This is a genomic window from Allobosea sp. R86505 (assembly GCF_042466375.1).
Lineage (GTDB): Bacteria > Pseudomonadota > Alphaproteobacteria > Rhizobiales > Beijerinckiaceae > Allobosea.
In genome coordinates this window covers 4,038,124-4,053,199 of record NZ_JAXHPY010000001.1, presented here as the reverse complement: position 1 = coordinate 4,053,199, position 15,076 = coordinate 4,038,124, and the positions used below count along the sequence as shown (strand labels likewise).

Here is a 15,076-nt window from a genome sequence, read left to right as displayed (position 1 = left end):
GGGCATGATGGCGCCGGGAGGTCCGGAGCTACATGGCGTTTCTCGGCGAATTGCTGACCAGTGTGGCCGATCGCGGCCGGGCGCTGATCGGCTTCGAGCGCTTCATGGCGCAGCGCAACCGGCCGATCGACCGGCTCTGCGAGGATTTGCTCTCGGGCCGGGGCGAGGCCTCGGGCATGGCGCTGGCGCAGGGCGTGCTCGACGCCTGGGAGCGCCTCGACAAGCCGGGCCGGCGCGCCTTCTTCGCCATGCTGCAGGAGCGCTTCGGGCCGGATCACGAGCGGCTCGACCGGGCGATCGAGGCCTATCGCAACGAGCCGGGTGCGGCCACGATCTCGGCGCTTCACCTCGCCTCCGAACCCCGCCGGCAGGAGCTGCTGCGGCGCCTCAACCTCGCCCCCGGCGGCACCCATGTGCTGGTGCGGATGCGCGAGGCGCTGTTCGAGGCGATGGAGAGCGACCGCGACCTGCTGACCGTCGATGCCGATTTCCGGCATCTCTTCGGCTCCTGGTTCAACCGCGGTTTCCTGGTGCTGCGCCGCATCGACTGGCGCTCGCCGGCGAATGTGCTCGAGAAGATCATCCGCTACGAGGCCGTCCACGAGATCCAGGGATGGGACGACCTGCGCCGGCGCCTCGAGCCTGCGGACCGCCGCTGCTTCGCCTTTTTCCATCCGCAACTCGTCGACGAGCCGCTGATCTTCGTCGAGGTCGCGCTGACCCGCGCGATCCCGCGCAGCATCGGCGAGGTGCTGAGCGGGGAGCGCGAGGTGCTGCCGGCGGCCGACGCGACGACGGCGGTATTCTATTCGATCTCAAACTGTCAGGAGGGCCTGCGCGGCATCTCCTTCGGCAATTTCCTGATCAAGCAGGTCGCTGAGGATCTGAAGCGCGAACTGCCGGGGCTCGAGACCTTCGTCACGCTGTCGCCGGTGCCGGGCTTCGCGCGGTGGCTCGAGGGCCTCGTCGCCGAGCCGGGCGATCTCGGCCTGACCAACGAGGAGCGCTCGGAACTCGCCCGCCCGGCCGGCGAGACGATCTCGCTCGACGAGGCGACCCGGCTGCGCCGCGACAGGCTGCTCGGCCAGATGATGGGGCATTACATGCTGCGGGCGCGCACGGCCTCCGGGCGCGTGATCGACCCGGTCGCCCGTTTCCACCTCGGCAACGGCGCGCGGCTGGAGCGCATCAATGTCGGCGGCAATCTTTCCGCGCGCGGCCTGCGTGAGTCGCATGGCGTGATGGTGAATTATCGCTACGAACTCGACGACATCGAGACCAATCACGAGGCCTTCGCCACCCGCAACACGGTGGTCGCCTCGGCCGCCGTGCGCAAGCTGTTGCGGCCGGCCGCGAGTTGACCCGCGACGCACGTGACGCCAATGGGAGAACGGCTCCGTCCCGAGGGGCCGCGAAACGCGACGGCTATGCCTGAAAGGACCCTGATCATGGGCAACCACCTGTTCGACCTGGTCAGGTCTCGGATGCCGGCGCCGGACGCTCCCTTCGCCCTCCTCGATGACGGCAGGCGCTACAGCTATGCCGACATGGTCGATGTCTCCGCCCGCTTCGCCAACGCGCTGGTCGCTCTGGGCGTGCAGCCTGGGGACCGGGTGGCCGTCCAGGTCGAGAAGAGCATCGAGGCGCTGATGCTCTATCTCGGGGCTGTGCGCGCCGGCGCGATCTTCCTGCCCCTCAACACGGCCTACACCCCCGCCGAGATCGAATACTTCCTCGGCGACGCGCAGCCGGCCGTCTTCGTCTGCGATCCGGCGAAGGCTGACGCCCTGAAGCCCTATGCCGACAAGGCCGGGGCGAAGCTCGAGACGCTCGGCGTCTGGCGCTCGCCGGACGTCTCCGCAGGCTCCCTCTCCGACAAGGCGCTCGCCGCTTCGACCGCGTTCGCCGACATCGCGCGCGGGCCCGACGATCTCGCCGCGATCCTCTACACGTCGGGCACGACCGGGCGCTCCAAGGGCGCGATGCTCAGCCACGACAACCTCGCTTCCAACGCGCTGGCGCTGGTCGAATACTGGCGCTTCACCAAGGACGACGTGCTGCTCCACGCGCTGCCGATCTTCCACACGCACGGCCTCTTCGTCGCGACCAACTGCGTGCTGTTCTCCGGCGCCTCGATGATTCTGCTGCCGAAATTCGATCCCGACCAGGTCTTCAAGCACCTGCCCCAGGCGACCTGCATGATGGGCGTGCCGACCTTCTATGTCCGCTTGCTGCAGGATACCCGGCTGACGACGGAGGCGACGAAGCATATGCGCCTATTCGTCTCCGGCTCGGCGCCGCTGCTGGCCGAGACGCATCGCGAATGGCGCGAGCGGACCGGCCACGCGATCCTTGAGCGCTACGGCATGACCGAGACCAACATGAACACCTCGAACCCCTATGAGGGCGAGCGGGTGGCGGGCACGGTCGGCTATCCGCTGCCCGGCGTCTCCGCCCGTGTCGTCGATCCCGAGACGGGCAGGGGATTGGCCGCCGACGAGATCGGCATGATCGAGGTCAAGGGCCCCAATGTCTTCAAGGGCTACTGGCGCAATCCCGAAAAGACGGCCGCCGAGTTCAAGCCGGACGGCTTCTTCATCACCGGCGATCTCGGCAAGATCGACGCCGCCGGTTACGTCCACATCGTCGGACGGGGCAAGGACCTCATCATCACCGGCGGCTACAACGTCTATCCGAAGGAGGTCGAGACCGAGATCGACGAGATGCCGGGCGTGATCGAGAGCGCCGTGATCGGCTGCCCGCATCGCGATTTCGGCGAGGGCGTCACCGCCGTCGTGGTGGTCAAGCCCGGCGCGGCCATCACCGCCGCCTCGATCGCGCAGACGCTGGAGCAACGCCTCGCCAAATTCAAGCTGCCCAAGCAGGTCTTCATCGTCGACGACCTGCCGCGCAACACCATGGGCAAGGTCCAGAAGAACCTGCTGCGCGAGCAGTACAAGGACATCTATGCCCCGCAGGGCAAGGCGGGGGCGTAGGGCCATCAGACCTTTGCGATTCCCCTTGCCGGGAAATACGGCATTGCCGTAGTATCGACAGATGCAGACCGTGCTGCTGACCTCGGTTTTCGAACGGCAGGCCAAGGCGGCTGGTCTGGAAGACGACGAGATTCAGGACATCGCGGTCGCGATTGCCAGTAATCCTCTCGGGGGTGACCTGATGGTGGGGACCGGCGGCGCGCGCAAGCTGCGTCATGCCGGCAGGGGTGAAGGAAAGAGCGGCGGCTACCGGACGATTCACTACTTCGGCGGCGACGATGTTCCGATCTTCCTTCTGGCACTGATCGACAAGGGCAAGCGGGCCAATCTGAGCCAGACCGAGCGCAATGACCTCGCTAGGACGCTGCCGAAAATCGCTGATGCCTACCGGCGGGCGACCAAGTCAGGAGATCGTTGAGATGCCGACATTCGGGCAGGATCTGGTCGCGAGCGCGACCGAAGCGGTGGCGATCGCACGAGGCGAAAAGGAGCCCGCCAAGACGATCGCCGTCGAGGCCGTCGATGTCGCGGCCATTCGCAAGAAGCTGGGCCTCTCTCAAGAGGCCTTTGCCCACAAGTTCGGCCTGAGCCCGGCGACCTTGCGCGATTGGGAGCAGGGACGCCGGAGTTTGGACAGGACGGCCCGGGCGCTGCTCAAAGTCATCGACCACGCTCCCGACACCGTCGAGCGAGCGCAGCAGGTCGCTTGATACCGGGCTGGCCCTCGGCGGCCAAAGGCGAGTTCTCGGGGGCTAGCCGGCCCCCTTGTGCAGCCGCTCCAGCGGAAATCGCGCCACATCGGCCAGCAGCTCGACGAAGCCTTTCGCCTGGAAGGCGGCCGTCGCCTTGCCTTTCTCGACTGTGGCGAGCGAGGCGTCGCCCGCGGCACCGGAAGGGTGGACGTCCTGCGCCATCCAGGCCATCGCGTGCAGGCCGGTCGGGCGCAGCCAGCTATAGCCCTCGGCCGCCATCTCGACCGTCAGCGGGTTGAAGGCCGCGGCCTGGCCCATATCGACGAGGTCTGGCCTGAAATGCAGCATCAGCGAGGTCTCGATGTCGCCGGCATGGATGCCGTGATTGGTGTCGAGATCGGCGAAGAGGCCCGGCGGCAGGCCGAAGGCGCGCCAGGCCGTCGTCACCGCGAGCATGCTGTGGCGCACGCGCAACTCACGCGCCACGACCTTCATCGGGTCGATATTGCCGCCATGCGAGGTCAGGATCACCAGCTTTTGGATGCCCGCGCGCCGAACGCTCTCGCCGATCTCGATCCAGCTTTGCGTCGCGCTTTCCCAGGACAGAGTGAGCGTGCCCGGCGAATGCAGGTGCTCGTTGGACTTGCAGATCGCCAGCGTCGGCAGCACGAGCACCTCGAGCCCGGCCGGCACCAGCGGCATCGCTTCCGCGAGCATCGCATTCATGATCGTGGTGTCGACCGACACCGGCAGATGCGGCCCATGCTGCTCGATCGCCGCCAGCGGCAGCACCGCCACGGTGCCCTCCGCCGACAGGTGGGCGAAATCGGTGGTCTTCAGATCGCCCCAGAAGCGCGCGCCCATCGTCTTGTCGTCTCCATTCGCGTGACCCGCACAGTCTAGCCCGCCCGCGCGGAAAAGGCAGGCGCGATCGCCTGTGGGCAATGGCTTCCGGCGGCGCCATGACGCAGTGTCGCGGTTCCTGCCGAAGCCCTGTCATGGCATACAGTTTGCTGGCGCGCAGCCAAGGCGTTCAGCCGAGGATTATCAGGGGAGGTCACAAGGATGACGATGACGAAGTACCGCCTGACGCGCCGTGGTGCGCTGGGCCTGATCGGTGGATCGGCGCTGGTCGCCGTGCCCGGAGCGCGGGTGAGCGCGCAGACGCTCGACAAGGTGTCCTACCAGACCAACTGGCGCGCCCAGGCGGAGCATGGCGGCTTCTACCTCGCCGCCGCCAACGGCATCTACAAGAAGTACGGCATCGACGCCGAGATCCGCCCCGGCGGCCCGCAGCAGAACCCCTCGCAGCTCCTGCTCGGCGGCCGCGTCGACATGATCATGTCGAACTCCTTCGAGGCCATCCGCTATGCCCAGGAGAACATTCCCTTCCTCTGCATCGCCTCGATCTTCCAGAAGGATCCGCAGGTCATCATCTCGCATCCGGGCGTCGGCAACGACTCGCTCGCCGCACTGAAGGGCAAGCCCATCCTGGTCGGCGCCGCCGGCCGCACCAGCTACTGGCCCTTCCTGAAGGCGAAATTCGGCTACACCGACGAGCAGATCCGGCCCTACACCTTCAACATGGCGCCGTTCCTGGCCGACAAGAATATCTCGCAGCAGGGCTTCCTGTCGTCCGAGCCCTTCGCCATCCAGAAGCAGGGCGGGGTCACGCCGGTGGTCCATCTCATCGCCGATGCCGGCTTCGAGAACTACAACACGACGATCAACATCTCCCGCAAGATGGTCGACGAGAAGAAGGACCTGGTCCAGCGCTTCGTCACCGCCACGCTGGAGGGCTGGGCCGCCTATATGAAGGGGCAGGACGTCGCCGCCGCGAACGCGCAGATCCTGAAGGACAACCCCGACATGGATCAGGAGAAGATCGACTACGCGGTCAAGGTGATGAACGAGAAGGGCATCGTGCGCTCGGGCGATGCGCTGACGCTCGGCATCGGCGCCATGACGGACGCACGCTGGGCGAGCTTCTACAAGACGATGACGGAGGCGGGCGTGTTTCCGGCCGGCATCGACCTCAAGAAGGCCTACAGCCTGGAGTTCATCAACAAAGGCGTCGGCAAGGCGTGATGGCACGTCATGCTCGGGCTTGACCCGAGCATCTCATGAAAGAGATTCTCGGGTCTGCGCTTCGCTGGCCCGAGAATGACGGCTCACATCGCAGAAGCGGATCATCAGGCTTTGGACACGGCCTCTCTGAGCACTCCCCATGCCGTACGCCCCGAGGGTCGCAAGCCCCTGGTCTGCGTGCGCCATGTCTCCAAGCAGTTCGGCAACGGCACGCTCGCCGTGCGCGACGTCAATCTGAGCCTGGGGGAGGGCGAGTTCGTCAGCCTGCTCGGCCCCTCCGGTTGCGGAAAATCGACGCTGCTGCGGATGATCGCCGGCCTCGGCGCGCCCTCGAGCGGCACGATCGAGTGGCCGACGACCAGCCATGATGCGTCCGGTGAGCCGCAGCGCGACCTCGGCTTCGTCTTCCAGGATCCGACGCTGATGCCCTGGGCGACGGCGCTCGCCAACGTCATGATGCCGCTCACCCTGAAGGGGGTGCGCACGAGCGAGGCGCGCGAGCGGGCGGCGGCGATGCTGGCGCTGGTCGGCCTCTCCGGCTTCGAGAAATCCTATCCCCGGGAACTCTCCGGCGGCATGAAGATGCGTGTCTCGATCGCGCGCGGGCTGGTGCTGCGGCCGAAGATCCTGCTGATGGACGAGCCCTTCGCCGCGCTCGACGAGATCACCCGCCATCGTCTCAACGACGATCTGCTCGCGCTGTGGTGGAAGGAAAGGTTCACCGCGGTCTTCGTCACCCATTCTGTCTTTGAATCCGTCTATCTCTCGAAGCGCATCGTGGTGATGGCGGCGAGGCCCGGCCGCGTCATGGCCGATCTCGACGTCGACGCGCCTTATCCGCGCGACGACCTCTTCCGCACCTCGCCGGAGTACGCCCATCTCTGCCGGGTGGTCTCGGGCAAGCTCAAGGAGGCGATCGGCTCATGAGCATGCATGCAAGCCATCATTGCGAGCGAAGCGAAGCAATCCAGCTGTTTCGCTCGACGTCCCCTGGATTGCTTCGTCGCTGCGCTCCTCGCAATGACGGGAAGCGCCGTCGATGACCGCATCGGTTGAAACTCACACCACCCATGGCGGCACCGACGCCGACGCGCGCCCGGTCTTCGTCACCGAGCCACGCCTGCTGGGCCTGCCGACCAGCGCCTGGCCTCGCATCCTCGCGCCGATTGCGATCGGCGTGTTCTCGCTGGCGCTCTGGGAGTTCGCGGTCCGCTGGAACGGCATCCCGGCCTATATCCTGCCCGGGCCGCTCCTGATCGGCCAGACGCTGGTGTCCGACTGGGGCACGCTTTCCGGTTCGCTCTGGATCACGCTGAAGATCACCTTCATGGCGCTCGCCGCGGCGGTGATCGTCGGCGTGACGCTCGCCGTGCTGTTCACCCAGTCGAAATGGCTGGAGATGTCGCTCCTGCCCTACGCGGTCATCCTGCAGGTGACGCCGATCGTGGCGATTGCGCCGCTGATCATCATCTGGGCCGGGGACATCAATCTGGCGCTGCTGATCTGCGCCTGGATCGTCGCCTTCTTTCCGATCCTGTCGAACACGATCCTCGGGCTGAACTCGGCCGACCACAACCTCGTCAACCTGTTCCAGCTCTATGGCGCGACCCGCTGGCAGACGATGCGCTATCTCAAGCTGCCGGCCGCCTTGCCCTATTTCCTGGCCGGGCTGAAGATATCCGGCGGGCTCGCGCTGATCGGCGCGGTTGTCGCCGAGTTCGTCGCCGGCACCGGTGGCAGCGCCTCGGGACTGGCCTATCGCATCCTCGAGGCCGGCTATCAGCTCAAGATCCCGCGCGTCTTTGCTGCCTTGCTGATGATCTCGCTGTCGGGCATCGCGATCTTCCTTTGCACGAGCTGGATTTCGCACATGCTGCTGCGGCGCTGGCACGAGAGCGCCCTGAAGCGGGAGAACTGAGATGAGCGCATTGCCCGAACGTCAGCAGAGGCCCGAGCGGATCTCGCGCTACGACATCGCCGCGTTGAAGGAGGATCTCGCCGGCATCGCGCTGATCGACGAGGCGCAGGTCGTCCGCAAGCGCTCGCGCGACTTCTTTTGGTACTCGCCGATCCTGAACAAGCAACTCGCCGACAAGTCGGCGGACATCATCGCCACGCCCCGCGACGAGGCCGAGGTTATGCGGATCGCCGCGGCCTGTGCCCGCCATCGCATTCCGCTGACGGTCCGGGCGGCGGGCACCGGCAATTACGGCCAGGCCGTGCCGCTCGAGGGCGGCGTCCTGCTCGACATCACCGGCCTGACCGGCATCGAATGGCAGAAGCCTGGCGTCGTTCGCACCGCGGCGGGCTCGCGCATGCTGGATGTCGACATCACGCTGCGCCAGACCGGCTTCGAGCAGCGCATGCACCCCTCGACCAAGCGCAGCGCGACCGTCGGCGGTTTCGTCGCGGGCGGCTCGGGCGGGGTCGGCTCGGTGACTTATGGCGGGCTGCGCGAACCCGGCAATATCCTGGCGGCGCGCATCGTCACGGTCGAGGAAGAGCCGCGCATCATCGAATTGCGCGACGACGCGGCCCAGAAGGTCAATCGCGCCTATGGCACGACCGGCATCATCACGGCGCTGGAAATGCCGCTCGCGCCGGCCTGGTCCTGGATCGACGTCATCGTCGCCTTCGACAGCTACATGGACGCCTTCGAGACGGGCTACGAAGTCGCGCTCGCAGACGGCATCGTCAAGAAGCTCGTGACGCCGATCTCGTCGGTGATCACGCCCTATTTCGGCGCGCTGAAGGCTCATTGCCCGGAAGGCAAGAGCATCCTGATCTGCATGATCGCCGAGGGCTCGCTCGGCCCGTTCAAGGCGATCGTCGGCAAGCGCGGCGCGGTGACCTATGAGGCGCCCTCTGAGGAAGGGCCGGGCACGGTGCCGCTCTACGAATACACCTGGAACCACACCACGCTGCAGTGGCTGAAGAGCGACCGCTCCATCACCTATCTCCAGTGCCTTTTCCCGCATGACCGGCTGGTGGAGAGCGCCCGCGAGACGATTGCGGCGTTCGGCGACGAGTTGCTGCCGCATCACGAGTTCATCCGCTTCGGTGGCAAGGTGACCGCGAGCGCCCTGCCGATCCTGCGCTATTCAACGCCTGAACGTTTGAACGAGGTCATCGCCCAGCACGAGGCGGCGGGGGTCTTCATCGCCAACCCCCATGTCGTGTCGCTGGAGGAGGGCAGCCGCCACAAGCGGGCCGATGCCGACCAACTCGGCTTCAAGGGCGAAGTCGACCCGCAGGGCCTGCTGAACCCGGGCAAGATGGCGAGCTTTGTGCCCGCCGGTCAGCCGAAATAGGCGAGCTTGCGCGAGGCCGGCATCGCGTCGATCTCGCGCAGCCCCGCTTCGGAGCCGCTGGCGAGTGCAGCGGATGTAGGTGCCGAAGACGGGCCATGCCGCTCGTCGAGAAGCCCGAGCGAGAGAGGCTCGGAGGCCGAGGCCGGCACATAGTCGACATCCGGCTCGTCGAATACGACGTCGTCGTCGAGATCGAGGATGGAGCCGATCCGGGGCTCGCTGCCGAGCAGACCGGTGGCCGCCGCCCCGCTGGCGACGGGCGCCACGGGCTCGTCGTCGATCTCGATGACCTCGACGTCACCGCGCCCGACATAGGGCGGCGCCTCGGCCAGTCCGATATCGAGCACGCGCGGAAGCGGCGCGATGAAGGGCTCGGCCGGTGCGGATGCGGAGGACAGGCCGGAGACGGCACGCAGGCTGCTGTCCAGCATGGCGATCGTGTCGGCGATCTTGTCGATCTGCTGCACCGTTCCGTCGACGATGGCCGTCGCGGTCGCGATCTCGGCGGCGTGCTGGTCGAGCTTGTCGCAAAGGCTCTCGCCCGCGCCGGCTTCGCGGAGATTCCAGGCGACCTCCTGAATGCTCTCGGTGGCTTGCAGGATCGTGCCGGCGACCGCCTCGATGCGGGCGGCGAGGCCCGACGCGCGATCCTCCGCCCGGCCGCTGATCCGCTCCAGATCGATGCGCAGATCGGCGATCAGGGCCGTGGCCTCCGCAATGTCGGACTCGGCCATCGGCTGAGCGACCGGGGTCGCGACGACTCTTTCGATCCGATGGATGGCTCCGAGGATCTGCTGTGTGTCGGCATGGCGGTTGCGGCGGGCATACTCCGCCATGAACCAGCGGCCGCGAGCCGTTTCCATCACGGCGGCTTCGATGGCTTCGTAGTCCGTCTCGCTCAGCGGCGTCAGCGACCGTGCTTCGCTCATGACCGATCTGCTTTGTGAGGCCCGCGCGAATCAAAAACGGCGGCAGACCTGATGCATCTTGACGTTACGTGCCACCGGATTGGTTAACGATCGGTTTCCCAAGCGGCAGGCCCGGGGCGGGCCGATGGGGTGGCGCCGGCCTTGCGTGATCCACCCGCGCTGTTGCATCAGCGCCCTTGCCAAGGCCAATCGGCGCGGCAATACAGGCAACAGGGGTGAGGCCGGCGCCTTCGATGGTGCCGCGGATTGATGAAAGACGTCGTCGATCGCGGGCGAGGACATCACGCAGACCATGGCGATCCCTGATACGGCCGAACCCCAGGCGGTCTTCCGCGACGATGCCGGGACTCTCGCCGTGATGCTGGCCGGATCCTGGAGCGCCGATCGCGCGCCGCGGATCGAGGCCCTCGCCCGGGAGATCGGCGAGCGCGTCGGGCAGTCGTCGCATGCGCGCCTCGATCTTTCGGCGGTGGAGCGGCTCGACACGCTCGGCGCCTATGTCCTGAACCGCGTCAAGCACGACCGCGAAAGTGAAGGCGCCGCCGTCGAGATCGTCAGCAAGCGTCCCGAGCATGGCGTGCTGCTGGCCGAGATCGAGATTCACGAGCGCGAGCAGCCCGTCTCCAGCCGGCAGTTCCGGATCGTCGACATCCTCGTGCGGATCGGCGCGGCCGTCGTGCGCTTCGGTCGCGATATGGTGGCGGGGTCGATGTTCCTCGGCGAGGTCGTCGTCGCTTCGGCCAGCGTCGTGCTGGGGCCGCGCAAGTTCCGCGGCCCCTCGATGGTCAACCAGATCGAGCTGATCGCCTTCAACGGCGCGCCGATCATCATGCTGATCTCGTTTCTCGTCGGCTGCATCGTCGCCCAGCAGGGCATCTTCCAGCTGCAGCAATTCGGTGCGACCGCCTTCGTGGTGAACCTGACGGGCATCCTGATCCTGCGCGAACTGGCGGTTCTGCTGACCTCGATCATGATCGCCGGCCGCTCGGGCTCGGCGATCACGGCCGAGATCGGCTCGATGAAGATGCGCGAGGAGATCGACGCGCTGCGGGTGATGGGCCTCGACCCGATCGAGGTCCTCGTGGTCCCGCGCATCCTCGCTCTCGTCGTCTCGCTGCCGATCCTGACCTTCATCTCGGCCATGTCGGGGCTGACGGGCGCGGCGCTGGTCTCCTGGCTCTATGGCGGCATCGGGATCGACACCTTCCTGGCGAGGCTGCAATCCGTCATCACCTGGAAGCACTTCTTCGTCGGCCTGGTGAAGGCGCCGTTCATGGCTTTCGTCATCGGGCTGATCGCCTCGATGGAGGGGCTGGCGGTCAAAGGCTCGGCCGAGTCGCTCGGTCGCCAGGTCACGGCCTCGGTGGTGAAGGCGATCTTCATGGTGATCGTGGTGGATGCGCTTTTCGCCATGTTCTTCTCATCCATCGCCATGTGAGGAGAGTATCCCGATCATGAGCGAGCAGGGGAACCATCAGGCAGGCCAGCCGTTTCGCAGCCTGGAAGCACCGCGGCCCGCCGCCGCCGGCGCGGAGGGCGACGTCGTCATCCGCGTGCGCGACCTCAAGGTCGCCTTCGGCGAGAAGGTCATCATGGACGGGCTCGACCTCGATGTGATGCGCGGCGAAATCCTCGGCTTCGTCGGCGGCTCGGGGCAGGGCAAGTCGGTGCTCACCCGCACGATTCTCGGCCTGGTGCAGAAGGCGCGCGGCACGATCGAGGTCTTCGGCGAGGATGTCGACACGCTGAGCACCGTCCAGCGCCGCGCCCTCGAGCGCCGCTTCGGGGTGATGTTCCAGCAGGGCGCGCTGTTCTCCGCGCTCAGCGTCAAGCAGAACATCCAGCTGCCGATGCGCGAATATCTGGACCTTTCGCCCGCGCTCCTCGACGATATGGCGATGGTCAAGCTCGACCTCGTCGGCCTGCCTCCGGATGCGGCCGACAAGTCGCCCTCGGAACTCTCGGGCGGCATGATCAAGCGCGCCGCGCTGGCCCGCGCGCTCGCGCTCGACCCGGACATCGTCTTCCTCGACGAACCCACCTCGGGCCTCGATCCGATCGGCGCGGCCGAGTTTGACGATCTCATCGTCACGCTGAAGCAGACTTTGGGGCTGACCGTGTTCATGGTAACCCACGATCTCGACAGTCTCTATTCCGCCTGCGATCGGATCGGCGCCCTGGCGGACAAGCGCGTCATCGCCGTCGGCCCTCTGGCCACGATGCTGGCATCCGACCATCCATGGCTCAAAGCCTATTTCGGCGGCGAGCGGGCCAGGGCCCGCATGCCGTCGGAGCTCCGGGAACACGCAGTCTAGCCCATGGAATCACGTGCAAACTACGCGCTCGTCGGGTTGTTCACGCTGGCGGTCCTCGCTGCGGTGTTCGGCTTCGTCTACTGGTTCAACAGCGGCAATGCCGGCGGCCGGCAGGATGTGCGGGTCATCTTCAGCGGCACGGTGACGGGCCTCGGCCGTGGCTCCAGCGTCCTGTTCAACGGCCTTCGCGTCGGCGAGGTGACCCGCATCGAGCTGCAGCCCGATGATCCCAGCCGCATCAACGCGGTGATCTCGGTCGATGCCAACACGCCCCTGCGCGTCGACACGCGGGCTCGGCTGGAGACGGTCGGTCTCGCGACCGGTATCGTCGCCGTCCAGCTCGTCGGCGGTGACCCGCAATCGCCCGTCCTCAGGCCGCCGGAAGGGCAGACCCTTCCGGTGATCGTCGCCGAGCGCTCCGAACTCCAGGACATCGTCGAGACCGTGCGCAACATCGCCGCGAAGGCGGATGCCACGCTGAGCGGGCTCAACAGTCTCGTGAAGGACAATGCCGGCTCGATCGGCAACACGGTCAAGAACGTCGAGCGCTTCTCGGCTGCGCTCGGCGACAATGCAGACGGCGTCGACAAGCTGATGAAGAGTTTCGGCACCATCGCCGAAACGATCGCGCCTCTGTCGGAAAAGCTCGGCGTCCTCAGCCAGGAACTCACCGACATCGTCCGCTCGGTCGATCAGAAGAAGGTCACCGAGATCATCGGCAATATCGACAGGTTCACCGCGGCTCTCGGTGGCTCCAGCGAGGATGTGGGCAAGGCGGTCAAGGACGTGGCCTCGATCACGAGCAAGTTGAACACGGCCGCTGATCAGGTCGAGGGCGTGCTGAAGAGCGCGCAGGCGTTCCTGAACACGGCAGCCGGCAAGGACGGGCGCAGCACCTTCACCGAGGTCAGCGACGCCGCCAAGTCGATCCGCGTGCTGGCCGACAACCTCGACAAGCGCACAGCCGAGATCACCAGCGGCATCAGCCGCTTCACGGGGCCGGGCCTGCGCGACATCGAGGCTCTCGCGAGCGACGGTCGTCGCACGCTGACGGATCTCAATCGCACCCTGCGGAGTTTGGAGCGTAACCCGCAGCAGTTCATCTTCGGCGGCAAGCCCCCGCTCCCGCAATATGGTGGATCCCGCTAAACCCATGTCGATCCCGGTGCAGTCCTCGTTCCTCATGCCCCGCCGCCTGCGTGCCGCGGCGCTCACGCTCGCGACGGCCTTGCTGCTGGCCGGCTGTGGCGGCGGCAGCGCCCCCACGACCTTCGACCTGACGGCCCCGCGCGATGTCGGTCGGGTCGGCGGCTCTCGGGCGACCTTGATGGTGCAGGAGCCGACGACGGTCCAGGCGCTGGACTCCGACCGCGTCATCGTCCGCGATTCCAGCGGCGCGCTGTCCTTCGTCGGGGGTGCGCAATGGGCCGACCGCGTGCCCAAGCTGGTTCAGGCCCGCCTCGTCCAAACCTTCGAGAACGCTGGGCGCGTCGGTTCGGTTGCCCGCCCGGGCGACCGCATCACCCCCGAGACGCAGCTGCTCACCGACATCCGCAGCTTCAACATTGATGCCGCGAGCGGCGCCGCCGTCGTGGAGATCACGGCCAAGCTGGTGGGAGACCGCACCGGCGATGTCCGCCGGGCGCGGATGTTCACCGCCCGCGTTCCGGCCGGGGCCGTCGACGGTCCCGCAGCGGCACAGGCGCTCGACCAAGCCCTGTCGCAGGTCCTGGTCGAGATCGTGCGCTGGGCGCGGTGAAGATGGTCGCTAATCCGCCTCAGGCAGTCTCGAGCAACCTCGCGCTCTTCGATCGCCTGCAAGCCTCTTTCCTTCGCCGACGGGCGCGCTAGGCTCGAATAGCCGACTCGGCCCGAGTCGCCCCCCTCCGACGGGGAAGCACGCTTCCGTGCAGGGTATTCGATCGTCCGACCGATTGTCCGAGCATCACGCATAAGGAGGGATTGCGCCGTTCGCTCGCATCAGGAGGTCCGCGCATGAAACTCTCCGCACCAATTCACGGCTTGAAGCGAAAGGCTCGGCTGATCCGGCGCACGGAAGCTGTTCCCTTGCATGCTGCGCTCGATCGCATCGCCAATGAGGAGGGCTTCCATAGTTGGAGCCTTCTGATGGCCAAACGCGCCAGCGCGAATGGCGCCAGCGGGCTGCTAGCCCGCCTCGTCCCCGGCGATCTCGTGATCGTCGCCGGACGGCCCGGGCAGGGCAAGACCCTGCTCAGCCTTTCTCTCGCGGCCGACGCCGTGAAGTCTGGTCGCCGGAGCGCGCTGTTCTCGCTTGAATACACCCTGCTCGACGTGGCGGCGCGCCTGCGTGCCATCGGTATCGATCCGCAAGGTCTTGGTACGAATTTCGAGGTCGACTGCTCCGACGCCATCGACGCCGCCTACATCATCGGCCGGCTCGCCTCCACGCCGGGCGGGACGCTCGTCGTCATCGACTACCTGCAGCTGCTCGACCAGCGCCGCGACACACCGGCGCTCGCTCTCCAGGTCGGGATGCTGCGGAGCTTTGCGAAGCAGCGCGGGTTGATCCTCGTCTTTGTCTCTCAAATCGACCGCGCCTATGAACTCTCGGGCCGCTCCTTTCCCGAGATGACGGACATCAGGCTGCCCAACCCCCTCGATCTGCGTCTGTTCGACAAGGCCTGCTTGGTGAATCGGGGCGAGGTTCGCTTTCAGCCGACGCCCTGAACGATATCTCCCGCCAACAAAAAAAGGCCGCTCGAA

General features: G+C 66.6%; 15 protein-coding genes. 13 read left to right on the top strand and 2 right to left on the bottom strand.

Translation table 11 applies throughout. The annotated features are described in order from the left end of the window. The first annotated feature begins 32 nt into the window (after positions 1-32). The 4 genes from SJY11_RS19590 to nadS all read left to right on the top strand — a co-directional run bounded on the left by SJY11_RS19590 (position 33) and on the right by nadS (position 3,706). Positions 33-1,361 carry a malonyl-CoA decarboxylase gene (locus SJY11_RS19590; protein WP_376988413.1) on the top strand — a complete coding sequence of 443 codons (1,329 nt, stop codon included), beginning with the start codon at positions 33-35 and terminating at the stop codon, positions 1,359-1,361. Between the two features lie 123 nt (positions 1,362-1,484). Continuing rightward, positions 1,485-2,996, top strand: coding sequence for a malonate--CoA ligase (locus tag SJY11_RS19585; RefSeq protein WP_376989378.1), 1,512 nt, complete (start codon positions 1,485-1,487; stop codon positions 2,994-2,996). Positions 2,997-3,057: 61 nt separating this feature from the next. Next, complete coding sequence (locus tag SJY11_RS19580) at positions 3,058-3,414, top strand: type II toxin-antitoxin system RelE/ParE family toxin (protein ID WP_376988412.1); 357 nt, start codon at positions 3,058-3,060, stop codon at positions 3,412-3,414. A gap of 1 nt (position 3,415) precedes the next feature. Beyond that, on the top strand, positions 3,416-3,706 hold the full coding sequence (gene nadS, locus SJY11_RS19575; protein ID WP_376988411.1) for a NadS family protein: 291 nt from the start codon (positions 3,416-3,418) through the stop codon (positions 3,704-3,706). A gap of 42 nt (positions 3,707-3,748) precedes the next feature. Here nadS and SJY11_RS19570 read toward each other — a convergent pair whose 3' ends face one another. Then, positions 3,749-4,552, bottom strand: coding sequence for a creatininase family protein (locus SJY11_RS19570; protein WP_376988410.1), 804 nt, complete (start codon positions 4,550-4,552; stop codon positions 3,749-3,751). 201 nt (positions 4,553-4,753) lie between these two features. On the opposite strand from SJY11_RS19570, the gene SJY11_RS19565 reads away from it, so the two are divergent. The 4 genes from SJY11_RS19565 to SJY11_RS19550 all read left to right on the top strand — a co-directional run bounded on the left by SJY11_RS19565 (position 4,754) and on the right by SJY11_RS19550 (position 9,087). Beyond that, the gene (locus tag SJY11_RS19565) at positions 4,754-5,776 is read left to right on the top strand and encodes an ABC transporter substrate-binding protein (RefSeq protein ID WP_376988409.1); all 1,023 of its coding nucleotides are present in this window, start codon (positions 4,754-4,756) and stop codon (positions 5,774-5,776) included. Between the two features lie 111 nt (positions 5,777-5,887). After that, positions 5,888-6,703: an ABC transporter ATP-binding protein gene (locus SJY11_RS19560; RefSeq protein ID WP_376988408.1), complete on the top strand. Its 816-nt coding sequence runs from the start codon at positions 5,888-5,890 to the stop codon at positions 6,701-6,703. Positions 6,704-6,815: 112 nt separating this feature from the next. Continuing rightward, complete coding sequence (locus SJY11_RS19555) at positions 6,816-7,694, top strand: ABC transporter permease (RefSeq protein ID WP_376988407.1); 879 nt, start codon at positions 6,816-6,818, stop codon at positions 7,692-7,694. Position 7,695: 1 nt separating this feature from the next. Continuing rightward, the gene (locus tag SJY11_RS19550) at positions 7,696-9,087 is read left to right on the top strand and encodes an FAD-binding oxidoreductase (protein WP_376988406.1); all 1,392 of its coding nucleotides are present in this window, start codon (positions 7,696-7,698) and stop codon (positions 9,085-9,087) included. Here SJY11_RS19550 and SJY11_RS19545 read toward each other — a convergent pair. Next, positions 9,075-10,016: a hypothetical protein gene (locus SJY11_RS19545; RefSeq protein ID WP_376988405.1), complete on the bottom strand. Its 942-nt coding sequence runs from the start codon at positions 10,014-10,016 to the stop codon at positions 9,075-9,077. The two genes, SJY11_RS19550 and SJY11_RS19545, sit on opposite strands and share 13 nt — an antisense overlap. A gap of 292 nt (positions 10,017-10,308) precedes the next feature. Here SJY11_RS19545 and SJY11_RS19540 point away from each other — a divergent pair, with 292 nt between their 5' ends. The 5 genes from SJY11_RS19540 to SJY11_RS19520 all read left to right on the top strand — a co-directional run bounded on the left by SJY11_RS19540 (position 10,309) and on the right by SJY11_RS19520 (position 15,040). After that, positions 10,309-11,454, top strand: a complete 1,146-nt coding sequence (locus tag SJY11_RS19540) for an ABC transporter permease (protein ID WP_326907426.1) — start codon at positions 10,309-10,311, stop codon at positions 11,452-11,454. Between the two features lie 154 nt (positions 11,455-11,608). Then, positions 11,609-12,331: an ABC transporter ATP-binding protein gene (locus SJY11_RS19535; protein ID WP_376989377.1), complete on the top strand. Its 723-nt coding sequence runs from the start codon at positions 11,609-11,611 to the stop codon at positions 12,329-12,331. A gap of 3 nt (positions 12,332-12,334) precedes the next feature. Continuing rightward, positions 12,335-13,480, top strand: coding sequence for an MlaD family protein (locus tag SJY11_RS19530; RefSeq protein ID WP_326907425.1), 1,146 nt, complete (start codon positions 12,335-12,337; stop codon positions 13,478-13,480). A 4-nt stretch (positions 13,481-13,484) separates the two neighbouring features. Continuing rightward, entirely contained in the window at positions 13,485-14,090 is a 606-nt protein-coding gene (locus SJY11_RS19525; RefSeq protein ID WP_376988404.1) for an ABC-type transport auxiliary lipoprotein family protein, read from the top strand. A gap of 236 nt (positions 14,091-14,326) precedes the next feature. Beyond that, positions 14,327-15,040: a DNA helicase gene (locus SJY11_RS19520; RefSeq protein ID WP_376988403.1), complete on the top strand. Its 714-nt coding sequence runs from the start codon at positions 14,327-14,329 to the stop codon at positions 15,038-15,040. Positions 15,041-15,076: the final 36 nt, after the last annotated feature.

What these genes read in the sequence shown, in the direction of transcription:
- SJY11_RS19590 (WP_376988413.1), top strand. Translation starts at nt 33, where the DNA reads ATGGCGTTTCTCGGCGAATTGCTGACCAGTGTGGCCGATCGCGGCCGG.
- SJY11_RS19585 (WP_376989378.1), top strand. Translation starts at nt 1,485, where the DNA reads ATGCCGGCGCCGGACGCTCCCTTCGCCCTCCTCGATGACGGCAGGCGC.
- SJY11_RS19580 (WP_376988412.1), top strand. Translation starts at nt 3,058, where the DNA reads ATGCAGACCGTGCTGCTGACCTCGGTTTTCGAACGGCAGGCCAAGGCG.
- nadS (WP_376988411.1), top strand. Translation starts at nt 3,416, where the DNA reads ATGCCGACATTCGGGCAGGATCTGGTCGCGAGCGCGACCGAAGCGGTG.
- SJY11_RS19570 (WP_376988410.1), bottom strand. Translation starts at nt 4,552, where the DNA reads ATGGGCGCGCGCTTCTGGGGCGATCTGAAGACCACCGATTTCGCCCAC.
- SJY11_RS19565 (WP_376988409.1), top strand. Translation starts at nt 4,754, where the DNA reads ATGACGATGACGAAGTACCGCCTGACGCGCCGTGGTGCGCTGGGCCTG.
- SJY11_RS19555 (WP_376988407.1), top strand. Translation starts at nt 6,816, where the DNA reads ATGACCGCATCGGTTGAAACTCACACCACCCATGGCGGCACCGACGCC.
- SJY11_RS19550 (WP_376988406.1), top strand. Translation starts at nt 7,696, where the DNA reads ATGAGCGCATTGCCCGAACGTCAGCAGAGGCCCGAGCGGATCTCGCGC.
- SJY11_RS19545 (WP_376988405.1), bottom strand. Translation starts at nt 10,016, where the DNA reads ATGAGCGAAGCACGGTCGCTGACGCCGCTGAGCGAGACGGACTACGAA.
- SJY11_RS19540 (WP_326907426.1), top strand. Translation starts at nt 10,309, where the DNA reads ATGGCGATCCCTGATACGGCCGAACCCCAGGCGGTCTTCCGCGACGAT.
- SJY11_RS19535 (WP_376989377.1), top strand. Translation starts at nt 11,609, where the DNA reads ATGGACGGGCTCGACCTCGATGTGATGCGCGGCGAAATCCTCGGCTTC.
- SJY11_RS19530 (WP_326907425.1), top strand. Translation starts at nt 12,335, where the DNA reads ATGGAATCACGTGCAAACTACGCGCTCGTCGGGTTGTTCACGCTGGCG.
- SJY11_RS19525 (WP_376988404.1), top strand. Translation starts at nt 13,485, where the DNA reads ATGTCGATCCCGGTGCAGTCCTCGTTCCTCATGCCCCGCCGCCTGCGT.
- SJY11_RS19520 (WP_376988403.1), top strand. Translation starts at nt 14,327, where the DNA reads ATGAAACTCTCCGCACCAATTCACGGCTTGAAGCGAAAGGCTCGGCTG.